The following is a 17,181-nucleotide window of genomic DNA, read 5'->3' on the forward strand; positions in this document are numbered from 1 at the left end:
ATGACCAACATAAAGAAACGCGCCTCCATGCGTGGCTTCACGCTGATCGAGTTGATGATCGTCGTGGCTATTATTGGGATCCTTGGGGCTATTGCTTATCCGGCGTACACCGACTCAGTGCTGAAGGGCAAGCGGGCACAGGCACGTACTGCGCTGCTGGAGCTCATGCAACAGCAGGAGCGGTATATGACGCAGCGCAACACTTACCTTGCCTTCAGCAATTCGGCGGGAACTACCGTCCCGGCTGCTGCTGCAAGCACTTTCAAGGTCTACTCGGGGGACAACTCTTCGGGTACGGCTTACTGGCTCTCCGCAGATACTTGCTCGAGCACTCAATTGATCACCGAGTGTGTCAAGCTCACAGCCACGCCGACGCCAACAGGTCGAGACGCTACCGTTGGGGCCTTGAGCCTGACCAGCACCGGCGTCAAGACCTGCTCTGGCACAGCTTCAAGTTCGAACTTCAGGCTTTGCTGGCCATGAGCCCCCGCCAATTTTCAGATCGAATTGGGGGCTTCACTCTCATCGAGTTGATGGTCACGATCGCCATTGCGGCAGTACTACTGGTAATTGGCGTGCCGAGTTTTGTCGCCTTTCAGCGAAATTCGGAGCTCACGTCGGCGGCCAATTCTTTCGTTGCGGCGCTGGGTGCCGCGCGGGGAGAGGCAATGAAGCGCGGCCGGCAAGCGGTTGTTGTGCCTCGCGCGGACAACAATTGGGCAACCGGCTGGACCGTCTTTGTCGACACCGACAACAACCAGCAATTCAATGGACCGGACATCCTTGTCGCGCAGCAGGGCGCACTGCCTAGTTACTTCACCGCAACGGGACAAGGCACTGCGCAGAACAGCCCGGCATACATCATGTTCAATCCTTCGGGCTACACACAGACTAGTGATTCGACATTCCAGTCCGCCACGCTGAAGATCGAACGCAATGACATCTCGGGTGCGGAAAAGACGAATCAAACGCGGATCGTGGTGATTGCGAAGACGGGTCGTGCACGAGCTTGCCAGCCGGCGACGGATACGACTTGCACGACTTCGGCTGCCGAGTAGCGGTCGCTCTTCGAAGAAACGCCGTTGCTGGAGCGCTGAGGCGACGTGGCACTGCCACACGTCATTGATTCGAAGTGCGACGTCGTCTTACGAAAAGTGCGAAGACTGTGCAAAGCATGATGCGAATGTCGCCAGCCAAGCTGTGCGTCACGGCATATCGTTCAGCATATTCGAGCTTTGCTGGTAGCACTATCTGTGTATAGAAGTGCTCAGGATCGTCTGCACTCGCCAATAAAATCGACTCGTCCCTGAAGGCCACGGATGCGGTGTCCGTGATGCCTGGCCGCAAACCCAAAATAGCCTCCCGCTGTGCAGCCGAGTAAAGCGCAACATACTTAGGCACTTCGGGCCGGGGTCCCACGACACTCATCTCGCCACACAAGACGTTGAAGAACTGCGGGAATTCGTCCAGCTTGCAACGCCGCAGGAATGTGCCCGCCCGCGTAATTCGAGGATCATTGCCCACAGTGATCTGCGGCCCTTCTGCGAGGGCGCTGACTCGCATGGTTCTGAATTTGAGAATCTCGAAAGGCTTGCCGTAGCGTCCCACGCGCTGTTGACGAAACAACACCGGTCCGCGCGAGTCGATCTTGATCCAAGCCGCCACCACAACAAAGAGCGGGAACAGCAGCGTAAGCACGCAAAGCGACACCACCACATCGAACATCCGCTTGACCATTGCACTCAACCCAGCAGTTCGTGCAATGCAGCGATGACCCGATCCTGATCGGCATCGCTCATTGCAGTGAAGAGAGGAATACTCAACATGCGTTGATAGGCAGCGTCCGAATGAGGAAACATCTCGGCGTTCAGGCCATAGCGATCGCGCCAATAAGGTTGCCGATGCAGTGGGATGTAGTGCACGCTGGTGCCGATGCCGCGGTCAGACAACGCCTGGATCAACGCATCGCGTCCAAGGCGCGCTGTTGCGTCGAGGCGAATCACGTAGAGATGCCATGCGTGCGTCTCTCCGGCTGGAGGCTCGGGTGCGAGGGTCAGCGGCAAAGACGCCAACTGCGCGCGATAGCGTCCGGCCAACTGCTGTCGACGCTGCAGGAAGCGCGGCAACTTGCGCAGTTGTGCCAATCCCATGGCTGCAGCAATGTCAGTCAGGTTGTACTTGAATCCTGGGGCAACGACTTCGTAATACCAAGCAGGGGTGGTCGAGCGGAACCGGTCGAATGCATCGCGGTTGATGCCATGCAGGCGCATGACTTTGACGCGCTCGGCCAGCGCTGCATCGCGCGTAACCACCATGCCCCCCTCCCCGGTCGAAATAGTCTTGTTCGCGTAGAAACTAAAGACCGCGAAGTCCGAGTCGAGCGTTCCAACGAGACGACCGCCAGATGTTGTAGGGAGTGCATGCGCGGCATCCTCCACCACCTTGACCCCATTCACGCGCGCGACAGCTGTCAATGCGCTCATATCGGAGGCAAGACCGGCGTAGTGCACCGGAATGATCGCCCTGGTGCGCGGCGTGATTGCCGCTTCTACTTGCTGTACGTCGATACACAGTGTGTTGGGGTCGATGTCGACCAGCACCACATCTGCGCCCAAATAGCGGACCACCTCTGCAGTGGCTGTGAACGTATGCGTCGTAGTGATGACTTCGTCGCCAGGGCCGATGCCGAGTGCTTCCAATGCGAGATGGAGCCCAGCCGTCGCAGAATTTACGGCCATGCAATGCAGTGAAGGGTCGCCGAGAAATGCGGCGAAATCTTGCTCGAACCGCTTGGCCTTGGGTCCCGTGGTGACCCAGCCCGACCGGATGGCACTCGAAACCTCGGCGATTTCTTCTTCACCTGTGTCTGGCAGGGCGAAAGGCAGGAAGGGGTGTTGCTGCAACATGGTAGTGGTCAATCAGGACGGGGCTTCGCGATCCATGCCAGCACATGCGTACGCAACAGCGGAATAGTGTTGAACAAGGTATACAGAGAGGGATGCAGCTGCGTAACGCGGCGCGCAATGGGGGGCGCCAGGGTGACGCGCCGAGCTCTTATCCGCGCACTCGGAAACAGCGCTCGCACGCGTTTCAGCGGGACGCCACGAACGTCGGGATTGCGCGGATTGTTGACCGTAAAGTCGTACCAGAGCACACCACCACCCGGCTTGATCCAGCGCCACATAGTCTCTGCAAGATGCTGCTGGAATGCATCATCCAGGAGCGAGGAGAAAACAGTGGAAACCATCACAACATCCTGCGAACCAGAATCGACCTGAAGCCGCGTTGCGTCGCCCAGGTGGAGCGCGATGTCTTGGGGCAAGACCTGACATGCCTGCGCGTGGCGCTCTGGCAGCAGCTCGACACCGCCCAAGTTTCGAGGAGTGAAGCCCAGGCGCAAGAGTTCGAGCAGGTTACCTCCAGTACCGCTGCCTACCTCAATCAACCGACGGCTTCCGAGTTCAAACCAACCAATGCTCAAGAACAATGCGATCATTGCCCGCTGACGCTCCTGCAAGGCTTGCCAGACGTCGGGCTTGAGCGGGTTGTAACGAGGGTCGGCAGATGCCCGACGTGCATATCGTTGAGCAATAGACCTCAGTTCGCGATCGTCAGCCATTGGGTTTCACCGCCTCGATAAATTGTCGCGCGAGCACGTCGTAAGTGTGTCTTGCAACGACGAATTCTCGACCCCGGATCCCCATCGCATTGCGCGCTCCAGCACCACACGCTTCGAGTTTCCTCAGTCCCTCGGCAATAGCGGTGGCCGACTCAGGTGCCACCGTCAATCCACAGCCGGCGTCTGTCACGGGATCGTTGCCAGCCTCCACTGAATGCAAGATGGCCCGCCCCGCCATCATGTAGTCCATCAGTTTATTAGGGGCGATGCCGAACCGATATAGCGAGACGCGCAGCCAGCCGATATAGGCGATATCGAAGCGCTGGAGCAGCGTGGGAATCTGCTCTTTGGGAATCGGCGGAAAAAGGGCGACGTTCGACAGCCCTTCGCGACGTACTCGCTCCGACAGCCTTTGTCGCTCATGACCGTCACCCACGAGAACGAACGCGAACGCTTCGCCGCGCACCAGAGCTGCGGCATCCAGTAGCGAATCCAACGCGTTGGGCAATCCGTGGGAGCCAGCATATCCCACCACCGTCTTCTTTTCTCGCCGCAGACGGTCAAGAAACATCGTCAATTTTGGGGCGAGCGGTACAGCAGGAATGTCCCATTCCTCGATAGCAATGCCGTTCGGAACTACGTGCAGTCGACGAAGGTCAAGGCCGTGAGCCTTCATGTGCTCTGCTACTTTAGGCAGCATCGACACGACGGCATCGGCGTCCCGATAAGCGTCCTTCTCAGCTTTCTGGCACATCAGCGCAAACGGGTGCAGCGCCGACATGCCCGAAAGCTCGATCAACGATGCAGGCCAGAGGTCATGTACCTCATAGACCAGTCGGGCTCCGCAAAGACGCGCTATTCTCCGCGCCACCCAGACGTCCATTGGATAGGTACTGGAGGCAATCACGATATCTGGCCGGAACGCCGCCGCGAGGCTCGGTGCCTCTACCCATAGCCGTCGAAGGAAGACCCAGATATTGCGCAGTCGACCGAATCCGTTTCCGACGTACGCCGGCGTCGGAATCCAACGGTACACAATACCGTCGATGACCTCGTCGAGGGGTTCACCTCGAACCTCGGGCTGCAAGCGACGTACGTGCGAGTGCGAGGCCGCGACGATCTGAACAGAATGTCCGGCTCTGACCCACTCTCGCGCCAGATAGTACGGTCGGTACTCCATGCCGTGACGCGGACCGCCCGCATAGTGATTGATCAACAGGAGTCTCATGCCAGGAGAGTCCGATACAGGCCGAGCAACTCGCGTTCCGCCTGCGGCCAATTGAAGGTCGACAGCACGGCACTCCTGCCGCGCATTCCCATGGCCTGCGCATTTGCAGGAGCAAATGCGAGCAATCGAATGGCATCGGCAATTTGCTCGGGGGCTGAAGGATCCACGCACAACCCGCATTCGTGCCGTTCCAATATTTCTCGCCAAATCGGAAAATTCGAGGCAATCACCGGAAGTTCAGCTGACATGTACTCGAACATTTTGATCGGTAGCGAGTCTTGGTAGCTCGGCATCGGAAGCAGCGTTACCAACCCGGCAAAGGAACGTGCAAGCACGTCTCGCACCTCCTCGCGTCCGACTTGTCCAAAGAAATCGACCTGCGCCCAGCCGTGTTCGGCACGCAGCTCGGCTTCGAGCCGCTCATCCTCGAAGCGTCCGCACAGCAGCAAGCGAACCTCAGGTACCAGAGGTAGGGCGCGAATCATTTCAAGTGCGCCGCGCGTCCGCATGATGCCTCCGACATAGCAAACGCAGAGACCACGAACTGATACTGCCCCTGCGGGCGCCAGCTCATGCAGAAAAGGGAAATTGCTGACGTTGACGCAACGAGTAGTCAAAAATTCGAAGCGCCGCGCGATGTGAGGCGTGGCAGCCACTACGGCCGAAAGCTTACCGACCTGCAGATTTTCATAGAGTTCAAAAGCCTTGGAGATTAGAAGGCGCAGCGGCCTCGCTATCCACTGTTTTGTAAGAATCTGCCGCGGCACATCCTCGTGTGCATCATAGATAACCGGAACACCGTCGCGCATGAGTCGGCCGCCGATCGACAGAAGCTCCGGATCATGGAAGTGCACCAGTGCAGGCCGCAAGCGCCTGATGGCTTCGAGCGCGCGTTGAGGCTGGATACGCATTCGTGCCAACCTGCCCCGAGGGGCAGCGCCGATATCAACGATTTGCACGTCGTCGACCACGGCATCGCCTCGACCATCGCCGACTATCTGCACGACCTTGTATCCTGCCTGGACCAGCGACAGGCACTCTTTCCGAAAGATTCGGATGTCATCGCGCGGATGCACTGTCGTTACATGTGCAACGACCAAGGCGCCTTGAATCATGCGCATCTCTCCGGAGTTGCACTCATGTGGCGTCCCAAAGCTCGTCCCGGCCGTCCGGATTCTTCGAAAAAAAGACGATGCCAGACAGCCAGATTCAGAAGTCGCACACGTCGTGCAAGACCAGCGGGCTCGCTTTCGGGCGCACGCCATTCAGATCCGATACCTTCTGCAATCTCACGCGCGAAGCCACTCCCATTCAGTGCGTCCTGCATCCAGCACTTCAGTGGTCCACCAAACCATTCGCGCTCTGGTATTGGCCATCCCATCTTGTCCTTTCTCCATACGATATCGGTAGGCAATTTGGATTGCATCGCAGTGCGAGCCAACCACTTCGTCCAGCCTAAATGCAGTTTGTATGCAGGCTCAACGCGCGCCAGAAATTCGACAAGTCGATAGTCCATGAAAGGCATACGAGACTCGACAGACCAAGCCATGCCAGTCTTGTCCGCATAGAGCAGGAGGTTCTGCAGATTGCCGAGAAAATCGCGCCGTAGCGCCTGCTCGAGTGTCAGCGATGGATCGGAGCCCATACCCAATCGCGTGCACATGTACGCAAGCCCACGCGCCCCAATAGCGTGTCGCAGGACATGTCCGCTCAACCCGATGCCTACGTGCGATCCAAATCCACTCATTCCAGTTGCAATGCTCCAGGCCTCTCGAAGCGCCATGCCCGCCGGCTGATGGACAAGCAAGTTGCGCGTGTAACGCGCGTATCCGGCAAGCTGTTCATCGGCGCCCTGTCCATCAAGCGTGACAACGACCTGCCGACTCGCGACCGCCTGAAATGTGTGCCAGCTCGACATCAATGTATTCGCCGGAGGGGTGTCCAGAGCCCACAACATATGTTCATGGGCTCGCGGAACATCGAGCGGCCTCGGCTCGATCTGGTTCGAGCGTACATTCAACCGCTGTGCAATCTGATCGATGAATTCGCTTTCGTTGGCGCTTTTGTAGAGCGGGTCACGATAGACACTCGAAAAGACCTCTTGCCGTGCGCCCACTCCTTGCGCACTCAAGAGCTTGTTGACGAGCACCGCGATGCTAGAACTGTCCAATCCACCAGACAAGGCCGTGCCGATTCGGACGTCAGCCCGCATGCGCAATCGAACAGCGTCCTCCAAGAGCTCGGCATAGTGCTGCGCATGAGCAGCTGCGCGTTTCGCGTCGAATCCGTGTTTTTGCACATCCGGCGAGACCTCCGGAAAGCGCCAGAACGGTATCGGCTCGAGCTCTCGAGGTTCCCGCAAATCGAGTTCGGCCCAATGCCCCGCCGGGAAGCGAAGAATTCCCTCGAACTCCGTCTCCTCGCGCCATTTTTGTGGACCACGACGCACGAAATCCATGCATACCCCGATGGCCGCTGCAGCTCGGACCAGCGGATGTACCAACAGCGCCTTGATCTCCGAAGCGAGCAACAGCGCGCCACCTGGTCCACGCCAAACATACAGAGGCTTGACGCCGAAGCGATCGCGAGAGACGAAGAGAGTCTGGCGCTGCGCATCGTAGATCACGAGCGCCCACATGCCGTTGAAGCGCTCCAGGGCCTGCGCTCCCCATTCCTCATATGCGGCAAGCAATACTTCGGTGTCGCTGTGAGACTGGAAGCGATGACCCAGTCCCTCCAGCTCTTTTCGGAGCTCTATGTGGTTGTAGATCTCCCCGTTGTAGACCGCCCAGAGATGGTGACCGCGTCGCATCGGTTGATGCCCGAGCGGTGACAGATCAACGATGGCCAAGCGCCGGTGTCCCAGAAGGAGTGAGGCCTCGCGCCCAGCCTGCTGTGCAACCCGCTGGGTGGGCTGCCACGCGGTGGGTGTTGCCATGACGCTTTCGGGTGTGTCGGATCCTCCGAAGGTGACCATACTGTCGCCGTCGACGATCACATACCCTTCGTCATCCGGACCACGATGTTGCATCGTGCGGCACATAGCCTGGACAACGTCGAGACGGGTCGGCAGGGAAGGCGTGAAGACCACAACGATGCCGCACATATCAGAACCGGAGCTTTCTTAGGATTAGCAAGTTGTATAGGGCGACCACGACAATTTCCGTCAAGACCCAGATCCACAAAGCGAGTTCCAGGCTGCTAGAGCGAGCTCCAATCCAAAAGGCAAGCGGCCGGTATACAAGCATCGCCAAGCCGAAGATCGGTGCCCACTTCTGGAGTCTCAAGACAATTAGGCTGGTCGATGTCGCAGAGCTGATGAACATGACCCAGAGCATCGGGGCCATTACAGAAGCCATACCGCCCGCGCTTTCCCATTCAGATCCAAACACCCAGCCGAAAATTGGTTTCCCCCAAAGCAGTAGCAACGTGCACGGCACTGCGCCAAGCAAAGCAAATGTCCGCCAAGATTTCAGTAGAAGTTCTCGCATTTCATGAGGTTTATCGGAGCACGCGGACATGCGTTGAAAAAAAACACTGCCGGCCGCACCTGAGATCATGAAGAGCGGGACTGCGATCACGCGCCATGCCAGACTGAAATACCCCACCAATTCGTGCTCATACAGCTTCGCGATCAACAGCAACGGTAGCTGCTGCGTCAAAACATCCAGCAACGCCGCCGGCCACAGAAAGCGAGGGGCATCGGCATGCTCGTGGATGGTCTTTCGCACCTGTGCAAAACCGACGCTTGGTGCCCAGAAGCGAAAGCCCTTGCCCAGCCCCAGCATGATGACGAGCAAGCCGACCGCGACGGCCACAAGCTGTGAGACGACCAAACCCGATCCAACGCCCACGAGACCAAGGATCACTCCACCAAACGCAGTGACAAGTCCTCCCCCGCCTCGTGACAAACTCATCCAGCGATAATTGCTATTCCGATTGGCGACGGACTGTAGTGTTCCCAACGCGGCAGACAGCGCCCCACCGATTACTGCGAGTTGAAGCAAGAAGCCGAGCGAATCCAGGCCGACGACTTGTATCCAATGTCTTGGCACCGCGAGCGTAAGCAGAATCAGTGCGGTTGCACACGTACAGGCAAGCCACAAGCACACTTGAGCCAATGTGCGTGCATGGACATCGTCTTGCGACACAACGATCCCGGTTTCCAGGCGAAGCGTCAAAAGCATGGAAACAATGCTGGAGACGGCCGTCCATAGCCCGAAGAGGCCGAAATCAGTCGGGGAATACAGCCTTGACCATATGGGCGCGACAAGCAGCATTACGGCCTGTGCGACCAGCATCCCGGACGATAGGACCACCGTGTCGTGCAGAAGGCGCCCTTCGCGCCTCCACCAAGCGAGCCTGCCCCAATTCAGCATGTGCGGCCGATCACTGACTCGTAGAGAGCTTCCAACTTTCTGGAAACTGCACCGGGTGAAAACCGCTGGATTGCGTCCGAGCGGATCGCAACGGCATCGAATTCCATGACGTGCCCACTCATCCACTCCAGCGCACGAGCCAAGGCTGAAACGTCATCAACATCGACAAGCCGTCCATTGATGTCTTTGACAATGGACTGCGGACCGCCCGACTTCGTGGCCACGACTGGCTTGCCGCATGTGATCGCCTCGGCAAGCACCACGCCAAACGTCTCATGCCGTGAGGCCAGAACAAAAGCATCGCACTGTGCAAACAGGCTTGGCGCATCCTGAGGTCGAACGCGCCCAAGCCATCTCACGCGGTCGGCGACACCCAATTCGGCACTCAAGCGCTGGAAGCTGGCAAGCATGGGTCCATCGCCGCCGATTCGAAGTTCAACGTCCCCGCAAAGCGGGTTCCACAAGGCCAGCGCGCGCAAGAGCGTATCGATGCCTTTTTGGTGCGTCATCGCTGCCAATGTGAACAACACAAACGGTTGTCTCACAGTGCAACCGGGAATAAAACGACGATCGTCAACCACGTTGGCGATCACATGGCCGCATGGCAGCCCGGTCGCATGAATCTTCTCCTGCAATGACGTGCTGACAGCAATGACCGCCGCAGCACGCTCAAACGCCAGCCGAAGTGCCCGAATTGATCTCGAATTAGAAACAAGCGCGGGAAATGGAAACGGGCTCATGTGTTCCGTCAATACATAGGGAATTCCCGTCTCGGCAGAAAGTTGCGCTGCAATCCAACCGGCGGGAAACCCCACATGAGCATGCATCAGGCTGATAGGCCCGAAGCGCGCCGTCGCAGCAGACAAATTGCGGCGCGAAGCGGCGAGCAACTTGCGTACTCCGCCACCCGCAGCAGCCAGTGTCCAACTCAGCGCCGCAGTTCGCACTTCCCATCCGTGAGGGTGCCGGAACCATTGCAGGCCGCGATGACGCCAACGCCAACGCAAGGCGCGAATACTCGCGCCCGCATCGCGCACCGACAGGGCGCTGTCGTGGTGCCCCCATGTACTGACGATGAAATTCCAGTCGGGGCGATGTGCTGCCAACGCATCGATTTGCGCGCGTACAAAGATCCCGGAGACAGGGCTCGTCGAGCTTGGATACCACGACGGAATGACAAACACATTCATCGCACACCAACGCTCCTCATGAGGTCGATGGCAATGCAACGATCATTGAATGAAATCGAGATTCGAAATGCCGGCACTCGACCATTTGAAGGCTCTCACCCCACAACAATCGCCGAAACAAATCGGCTAGTCGCAACCCCGTGTCCGGTGAACGCGTGATGGTCCAAAACGTTCGGTAGCCCGAGTCCCGAAGATAGTCGATCGTTACCGAACGGCCATCTTTGATTTCAGTTGCAGTTTGCTCAAAAACGACGATGGGTCGGTCGCGCAAAAGAGTTTGACATGCGCCTTGAAGGACAGCGAGTTCATGCCCTTCGACGTCGATTTTGATCAGTGCAACGCGACGCCCCGCGATATCGGGGAGATCATCCATCCGACGCAACTTGCATTCAACCTCGACAGTCTGCTCAAGGTGGTTGGCGCTTTGATGCAAGGTAGCCATGCCGATATTCCCCGCAGGCACCGAGAGAATGGCAATGCCACTCTGATCCGACAAGCCCACATTGATACATTGAATGTTCGGACACAGCTCAGCATTGATTTGGAGCAATCGAAACGTCCGGGGATTCGGCTCGAATGCGATGACCTCGTCAAAGTGGCCTGCAAAAAATACGGCGTGATTTCCAATGTTTGCGCCAACATCCAGACAAACGCCACCATTGACCAGATGCGGCTTCACGGCATTCGCCAGCAGGGTCAATTCATCACGCTCGTACCGCCCCCACAACGCAACCGCTTGACCAATATGGTCAAACGCAAAGACCGCAAGCTGCGGAAGGCCCGCATGCAAATGTCGATCGCCGAGCCGTGTCAGATAGCGGCCGATGTGTGCAATGCGCATCCGCTGCGCGGAATCGTTGCGACGCAATTCACCGATGATGCGAGGCCGCACAGTCATCGCATCACGCGTTGCAGCGCCTGCACGATGCGATCCTGCTGCTGTTGCGTCAGATCGGGACTCATCGGCAGACTCATGACTTGCTCTCCGGCACGGACACTGCGAGGGCAGTCGTCCGGCTCATGTGTCAGGTAAGCAGGCTGACGATGCAACGGAATGGGATAGTGCACCGCCGTCGGCACGCCCTGGCCACGCAGCGACTCCTGCACCGATGCCCGTTTCTCGACAAGTATGGTGTATTGCGCCCAGACACAATCTCGGTCGGTACGAACGGAAACGGGCAAGACCGGAACTTTGGACAACAGATGGTGATAACGAGCACCTAGCTCGCGGCGACGCCCGAGTTCCCATTCAAACCGCTGCAGTTTCGCAAGCACTACAGCGCACTGGATAGTGTCCATCCGCCCGCCGACCCCCACACGCGTGTGCACGTATCGTTCACTCTGCCCATGCACCCGAATCTCTCTACACGCCTGCGCGAGTTCATCGTCGCTTGTGAAGATCGCGCCCCCATCCCCGTAGCAGCCTAGCGGCTTGCTTGGAAAGAAACTCGTGCACCCGAACGTGCTGAGATTGCAGCTCCTGCGTCCCTTGTAGCTTGCGCCGAAGCTTTGAGCAGCATCCTCGACTACCGCAAGTCCGTGACGGGCGGCGATCGCGTTGATCTCGTCCATGTCGGCGCATTGACCATACAGACTCACCGGCATGATGGCTCGCGTGCGAGCCGTGATCTTCGCCTCGATGAGGCTTGCGTCGATGTTGCAAGTGTCGCGCTCGATGTCAACGAACACAGGTTTGCCGCCAAGCAGCACGATCATCTCGGCGGTAGCCGCGAAAGTGAACGGTGTGGTGATCACCTCGTCACCGGGCCTCAAGCCCATTGCCATCAACGAGATCAGGATCGCCTCGGTTCCGCTTGCCACAGTAATGCAATACTTGGCGCCGGTGAATGCGGCTAGCTTGCTTTCCAGCTCGGCCACCTCTGGGCCCATGATGTACTGGCCATGATCGAGCACGCGCTGAATTCGCTCATCGATCTGTACTTTCAATGCCCTGTATTGAGACTTGAGGTCGACGAACTCGATCTTCTCGCTCATGCCAAGTCCTCTACTGCCACGCACTCACCGGCGCGTAGCATGTATTTCTCCCCAGTTGCGGGGCAAGTTGCAACGCTGCCGACGAATTCGAGGCGCTCACCGTGCCGGCTCATCCAGCCCGACTGTCGGGCAGGCACACCCAACATCAAAGCAAAGTCGGGCACGTCGCGATTCACGACAGCCCCGGCGCCGACAAATGCGTGGCGTCCGATGGTCACGCCGCAAACGACGGTACAGTTCGCGCCCAAAGTTGCGCCGCACCGTATCAGCGTCCGGCGGTATTCGCTCTTTCGACTCACCGCTGACCGTGGGTTATAGACATTGGTGAAGACCATGCTTGGGCCGCAAAACACATCGTCTTCCAGCGTGACGCCGTCATATACGCTGACATTATTCTGAATCTTGACGTTGCGGCCTATGCGAACGTCATTGCCGACATACACGTTCTGTCCGAGCGAACAACTATCGCCAATGACGGCTCCTCGACTGACGTGCACCCAGTGCCAGACACGAGTTTCTGCACCGATCTGCGCACCTGGATCGACGATGGCGGTCGCGTGGATCATCGATACGCCGGTCATACGTGCAACCTCTGCATGAAAGGATGCCTGTCGGCATGGGACGCTTGCGGCTTCGCGTTGCGGATGGCGTGGACAGTCTCGACAGCCTGTCGCGCATCCGCGAGTCCATATCCCCGCCCGGTCAGAATCTCCTGATAGCTCAAGGTGTGAAGGTCCGTGAAGCCTTCGGAGAACTCCAGCTCTTCGCCGTCGATCGTGATAGATCTGTAGGTCGTCTTTTTGCCCTGAACCTCTGTCGGCAAGTCACCAGCGTCGATGGAAAGAAACCAGCGCACTCGTGCGCGTTCATATTCCAGGAAGCCTGCCGTTTTGTCTTCTGCGCTATGGTGCACCACGCTCGCTTGCAGCCTTCCGAAAATGAAGTGCAGCATGTCAAAGAAGTGCACGCCAATGTTAGTTGCAACTCCGAACGACTTGCGCGGATCGCCTTTCCAGCTAGCGGCATACCATCGACCACGCGAAGTGATGTAGCTCAGGTCCACGTCGAACTTTGTGCTGATTGACGCAGCGGCTACTTTGTTTCGTAGCTTCAGGATCGCATCGTGGTGACGCAACTGAAGGATCGTGAAGACACGCTGACCGGTTTCAACCTCGACGCTTGCTAGTTCGTCGAGCAGGCCCGGCGTTGGCACCAGCGGCTTCTCGCAGATCACATCGCATCCGAGCCTCAGCCCCGCAGCGATGTGCGGATGATGCAGATAGTTGGGAGAGCAGATCGACACATAATCCAGCGCCTTGGCCTGCTGGCGCCGCAGACGATGGGCGTGCTCGTAGAACGACTCGAAGTCGGTGAAGAAATCCGCATCGGGTGACAGGCTGTCGATGATGCCGACGGAGTCGTTGATGTCATAGGCCACCGAGAGCGTATTTCCGGTGTCCTTGATCGCACGCATGTGTCGCGGCGCGATATAGCCGGCTGCGCCGATCAAAGCGAAATTCTTCTTCATGTCGTTCTCAAAGTCTGAACACGGTGAAGCCAGCGCGTGCCGCCTCGTGCCTGTCGTAGAGGGACTTGACGTCGGTCAACACAGGTGAGTCGTGACGGCAGTAGCTGCGCAGCAACCCCGGCGCCATGCCTCGGTACTCGGTGTGTCCAACTGCAACCACCAAGGCGTCGACAGGATGCCGCTCGTCGATGACATCAAGTGTCAGTCCGTACTCATGCTGCACTTCTTCCGCGTTGGCCCACGGATCGGCCACGACAACCTGAGCGCCCCATGTCTGGAGTTCACGCACGAGGTCGACGACCTTGCTGTTACGGATGTCTGGGCAGTTCTCTTTGAAGGTGATGCCCATCACACCAATCTTGCAGCGCGGCACATCCATGCCTGCTTGCAGCATGAGCTTGATCGTGTTGCGCGCCGCATAGCGTGCCATGTTGTCATTGATGCGCCGACCGGCCAAGATGATCTGCGGGATATAGCCGACCTGCTCCGCCTTGTAGGTAAGGTAATACGGATCGACCCCGATGCAGTGGCCGCCCACAAGACCTGGACGAAAGGGCAAAAAATTCCATTTGCTCCCTGCGGCTTCAAGCACTTCGAGCGTGTCGATGCCGAGCCGGTCGAACAGCACCGAGAGTTCGTTCATCAGTGCGATGTTCAGGTCGCGCTGCGTGTTCTCGATAACTTTGGCGGCCTCAGCGACCTTGATGCTGTTGGCCTTATAGGTGCCTGCCGTGACGATGCGGTTATAGAGGTGGTCGACCGCGTCCGCTGTTTCCGGCGTGCTACCGCTGGTAATCTTTCTGATCTTGGTCAACGTGTTGACCTTGTCGCCTGGGTTCACACGTTCGGGGCTGTAGCCACAGAAGAAATCGCGATTGAACACCTTGCTGGAAAACTTCTCGAGTACTGGGACGCAAACCTCTTCGGTTGCACCGGGGTAGACAGTCGATTCGTAGATGACGATCGCACCAAACGACATGGCTTTGGCAACCGTCTCGCTCGCACTCAGCAGCGGCGTGAGATCGGGCCGGTTTGCGCTGTCGACAGGCGTAGGCACTGTCACGATGAACACATTGCAGCCACGCAGTTCAGCCGGATCAGCCGTGGGCGTGAAATGCGTTGCTTCGTGCAGGTCGGCTGCCGCGGTTTCTAGCGTCTTGTCGTGCCCCGCCTTGAGCTCTTCGACGCGACGCGTATTCGTGTCAAAGCCAACGACGGACATCAGCTTTCCAAAGGCCACGGCGAGCGGGAGGCCTACATACCCGAGCCCGATGATGGCCAACTTCATCTCGGCCGAGGTCGCGCTATTCAATCGGAACTCCTTCGGGAACGTAACCGGGCACCAAGGTGCGAAGCGCATCTTTCATCATTGAGATGTTGTCGCTTCGCGCCGCCTGCAGGAGGTTCCGCAAATGCAGCTTGAGCGCGGGCCACTCCATGAAGTCCTCTCTCGCTCGGATGATACGGGGGTGCTGAGTAGGCAGCGGATTCTCCCCGATCAGCAACTCTTCATACAGTTTCTCGCCGGGCCGCAAGCCGGTAAACGTAATCGCGATGTCGCCGGTTGGGCGAGCATCGCTACGCACAGTGCGCCCGGACAGCGCAACCATGCGTTCGGCCAAGTCGAGGATTTTGACGGGCTCGCCCATATCCAGTACGAAAAGATCGCCGCCCTCCGCCATGGCACCAGCATGCAGAACCAACTGAACAGCCTCAGGGATGGTCATGAAGTAACGCGTTACGTCGGGGTGCGTTACCGTAATCGGTCCTCCACCCGCGATCTGTGATCTAAAAAGGGGGACGACGCTCCCGCTGGAACCAAGCACATTCCCGAAGCGGACTATTGAGAAGCAAGTCAGCTTGGCCCTACCGCCGGTCGCAGCCCAATTGTTCGACCTCTCTGATAGATGGCCCTCGCCTTCAGCAATTGATTGCAACACCATCTCAGCGATGCGCTTGCTAGCGCCCATGATGTTCGTGGGCCGGACCGCTTTGTCCGTTGATATCAGTACGAAGCGCTCAACGCCGGCATCGATGGCCGCATGAGCCGTATTCAAAGTTCCCAGAATGTTATTGACTACGCCTTCACCCGGATTACGTTCGACCATGGGCACGTGTTTGTAAGCAGCCGCGTGATACACAAAGGCTGGCTTGTGGATTCGACATATCGCGGCAATCCGTTCAAAATTGCAAATATTCGCCAATAGCGGCACCAGTTCCCCCGGCAGATCGCGTACCGCAACCAGTTCCAAGAGTTCCTGATGAATGCGATACAACGCAAATTCGCTATGATCAATTAAGAGAAGTTTGCTGGATTTTGACAGCAGAATTTGACGGCAAAGTTCGCTTCCAATGCTGCCTCCGGCACCGGTTACCAGTACTACTCGCCCCTCCATTCCAAAATTGATCTCTCCAGGATGCGATGCAACGGGCTCCCGTCCGAGCAGATCTTCAATGTCCAGATCTTGAAAATTGTCTACCGATACTTTTCCGCTGGCGAGGTCGAGCAAACCGGGCAGTGACCGAATTCGTACCGGCAAATATTGCAACTGGCTGAGAATTTGATTCCGCCTGTGTCGGCTTGCACTCGGCAAAGCCAAAAGAACATCAGTCACGGCCAGCTCTTTAACCAAGTTAGGTGCCCGGTTAGGTGAGTAAACGGAAATTCCATTGATCGTGCGGCCTTGCTTCGCGGGATCATCATCAATGAAACCCACCAAGGAATATTGATTTGAGCCACTTAGTGCAGCGGCAGTTTGCGCCCCTGCCATTCCCGCGCCATATACCAGCAAGCGATTTTGTATCTTTGTTGCGGCACCCTGCAACCAATACCAGCCTAGGGCTCGACTACTGCTGATCAACAACAAGAATATAAGGGGCTGCAACACAATCAGGCTTCGGGGAATTCCCCCCAAATGATAGAGCAGCCAGACGAAAGGAAAAAGTAGAGCACCGTAGATTGCAACAGCCTTGCCCGTAGTCAATATTGCAGTCAAGCCTGTGTAGCGAAAGATAGCACGATACAGGCCAAATTTAATGAAAACAGGAGCCGCCAATATGGGCGACAACGCATACGCGAACCACTCTACGCCTACTGGTCGGTGCAAGATGTCGAGCCGCAATGTGAATGCCAGCCACATCGAAATGATTGCCAGAATCGCATCCAAGAAAATTACGATGGCCTGCTTTTTCAATCGAGGCAGGCTCAGTAGCTGATTCTTTACTGCGATGTATTTCATCTT

16 protein-coding genes are annotated in these 17,181 nt (G+C 57.5%); 2 read left to right on the plus strand and 14 right to left on the minus strand.

Annotated features, from left to right (window positions below):
* Together AC07O3_RS06975 and AC07O3_RS06980 are read left to right on the plus strand one after the other, a co-directional pair.
* Window positions 1-483 carry a type IV pilin protein gene (locus AC07O3_RS06975; protein ID WP_495339007.1) on the plus strand — a complete coding sequence of 161 codons (483 nt, stop codon included), beginning with the start codon at window positions 1-3 and terminating at the stop codon, window positions 481-483.
* Window positions 480-1,058, plus strand: a complete 579-nt coding sequence (locus AC07O3_RS06980) for a GspH/FimT family pseudopilin (protein WP_495338913.1) — start codon at window positions 480-482, stop codon at window positions 1,056-1,058. Before AC07O3_RS06975 ends, AC07O3_RS06980 begins: the two co-directional genes overlap by 4 nt.
* A 61-nt stretch (window positions 1,059-1,119) precedes the next feature.
* On the opposite strand, the gene AC07O3_RS06985 is transcribed toward AC07O3_RS06980, so the two are convergent.
* From AC07O3_RS06985 to AC07O3_RS07050, 14 genes are read right to left on the minus strand one after another with little or no spacing between them, the layout of a single operon-like run.
* Entirely contained in the window at window positions 1,120-1,737 is a 618-nt protein-coding gene (locus tag AC07O3_RS06985; protein WP_495339008.1) for a sugar transferase, read from the minus strand.
* A gap of 5 nt (window positions 1,738-1,742) precedes the next feature.
* Window positions 1,743-2,906, minus strand: a complete 1,164-nt coding sequence (locus tag AC07O3_RS06990) for a DegT/DnrJ/EryC1/StrS family aminotransferase (protein ID WP_495338914.1) — start codon at window positions 2,904-2,906, stop codon at window positions 1,743-1,745.
* Between the two features lie 8 nt (window positions 2,907-2,914).
* Window positions 2,915-3,619 (minus strand): class I SAM-dependent methyltransferase, encoded by a 705-nt coding sequence (locus AC07O3_RS06995; RefSeq protein WP_495338915.1) that lies wholly within the window; start codon window positions 3,617-3,619, stop codon window positions 2,915-2,917.
* Window positions 3,612-4,835, minus strand: a complete 1,224-nt coding sequence (locus AC07O3_RS07000; protein WP_495338916.1) for a glycosyltransferase family 4 protein — start codon at window positions 4,833-4,835, stop codon at window positions 3,612-3,614. Before AC07O3_RS07000 ends, AC07O3_RS06995 begins: the two co-directional genes overlap by 8 nt.
* An 8-nt stretch (window positions 4,836-4,843) precedes the next feature.
* Window positions 4,844-5,962, minus strand: a complete 1,119-nt coding sequence (locus AC07O3_RS07005; RefSeq protein WP_495338917.1) for a glycosyltransferase — start codon at window positions 5,960-5,962, stop codon at window positions 4,844-4,846.
* Window positions 5,959-7,953 carry an asparagine synthase (glutamine-hydrolyzing) gene (gene asnB, locus AC07O3_RS07010; RefSeq protein WP_495338918.1) on the minus strand — a complete coding sequence of 665 codons (1,995 nt, stop codon included), beginning with the start codon at window positions 7,951-7,953 and terminating at the stop codon, window positions 5,959-5,961. Before asnB ends, AC07O3_RS07005 begins: the two co-directional genes overlap by 4 nt.
* Before the next feature lies 1 nt (window position 7,954).
* Complete coding sequence (locus AC07O3_RS07015) at window positions 7,955-9,226, minus strand: lipopolysaccharide biosynthesis protein (RefSeq protein WP_495338919.1); 1,272 nt, start codon at window positions 9,224-9,226, stop codon at window positions 7,955-7,957.
* A complete protein-coding gene (locus AC07O3_RS07020; RefSeq protein WP_495338920.1) occupies window positions 9,220-10,416 on the minus strand; it encodes a glycosyltransferase in 1,197 nt (398 codons plus the stop codon). Before AC07O3_RS07020 ends, AC07O3_RS07015 begins: the two co-directional genes overlap by 7 nt.
* Before the next feature lie 16 nt (window positions 10,417-10,432).
* Entirely contained in the window at window positions 10,433-11,314 is an 882-nt protein-coding gene (locus AC07O3_RS07025) for an FkbM family methyltransferase (protein ID WP_495338921.1), read from the minus strand.
* Window positions 11,311-12,399, minus strand: a complete 1,089-nt coding sequence (locus AC07O3_RS07030) for a DegT/DnrJ/EryC1/StrS family aminotransferase (protein ID WP_495339009.1) — start codon at window positions 12,397-12,399, stop codon at window positions 11,311-11,313. The genes AC07O3_RS07025 and AC07O3_RS07030 overlap by 4 nt, the downstream gene beginning before the upstream one ends.
* An 8-nt stretch (window positions 12,400-12,407) precedes the next feature.
* Window positions 12,408-12,992 carry an acyltransferase gene (locus AC07O3_RS07035; RefSeq protein WP_495338922.1) on the minus strand — a complete coding sequence of 195 codons (585 nt, stop codon included), beginning with the start codon at window positions 12,990-12,992 and terminating at the stop codon, window positions 12,408-12,410.
* On the minus strand, window positions 12,989-13,939 hold the full coding sequence (locus AC07O3_RS07040; RefSeq protein ID WP_495338923.1) for a Gfo/Idh/MocA family protein: 951 nt from the start codon (window positions 13,937-13,939) through the stop codon (window positions 12,989-12,991). Before AC07O3_RS07040 ends, AC07O3_RS07035 begins: the two co-directional genes overlap by 4 nt.
* Window positions 13,940-13,946: 7 nt before the next feature.
* Window positions 13,947-15,227 carry a nucleotide sugar dehydrogenase gene (locus tag AC07O3_RS07045; protein ID WP_495339010.1) on the minus strand — a complete coding sequence of 427 codons (1,281 nt, stop codon included), beginning with the start codon at window positions 15,225-15,227 and terminating at the stop codon, window positions 13,947-13,949.
* Window positions 15,228-15,243: 16 nt separating this feature from the next.
* Window positions 15,244-17,178 carry a polysaccharide biosynthesis protein gene (locus tag AC07O3_RS07050; RefSeq protein ID WP_495338924.1) on the minus strand — a complete coding sequence of 645 codons (1,935 nt, stop codon included), beginning with the start codon at window positions 17,176-17,178 and terminating at the stop codon, window positions 15,244-15,246.
* Between the last annotated feature and the right edge of the window lie 3 nt (window positions 17,179-17,181).

It is taken from the genome of Variovorax sp. GW821-FHT09D05, assembly GCF_059416325.1.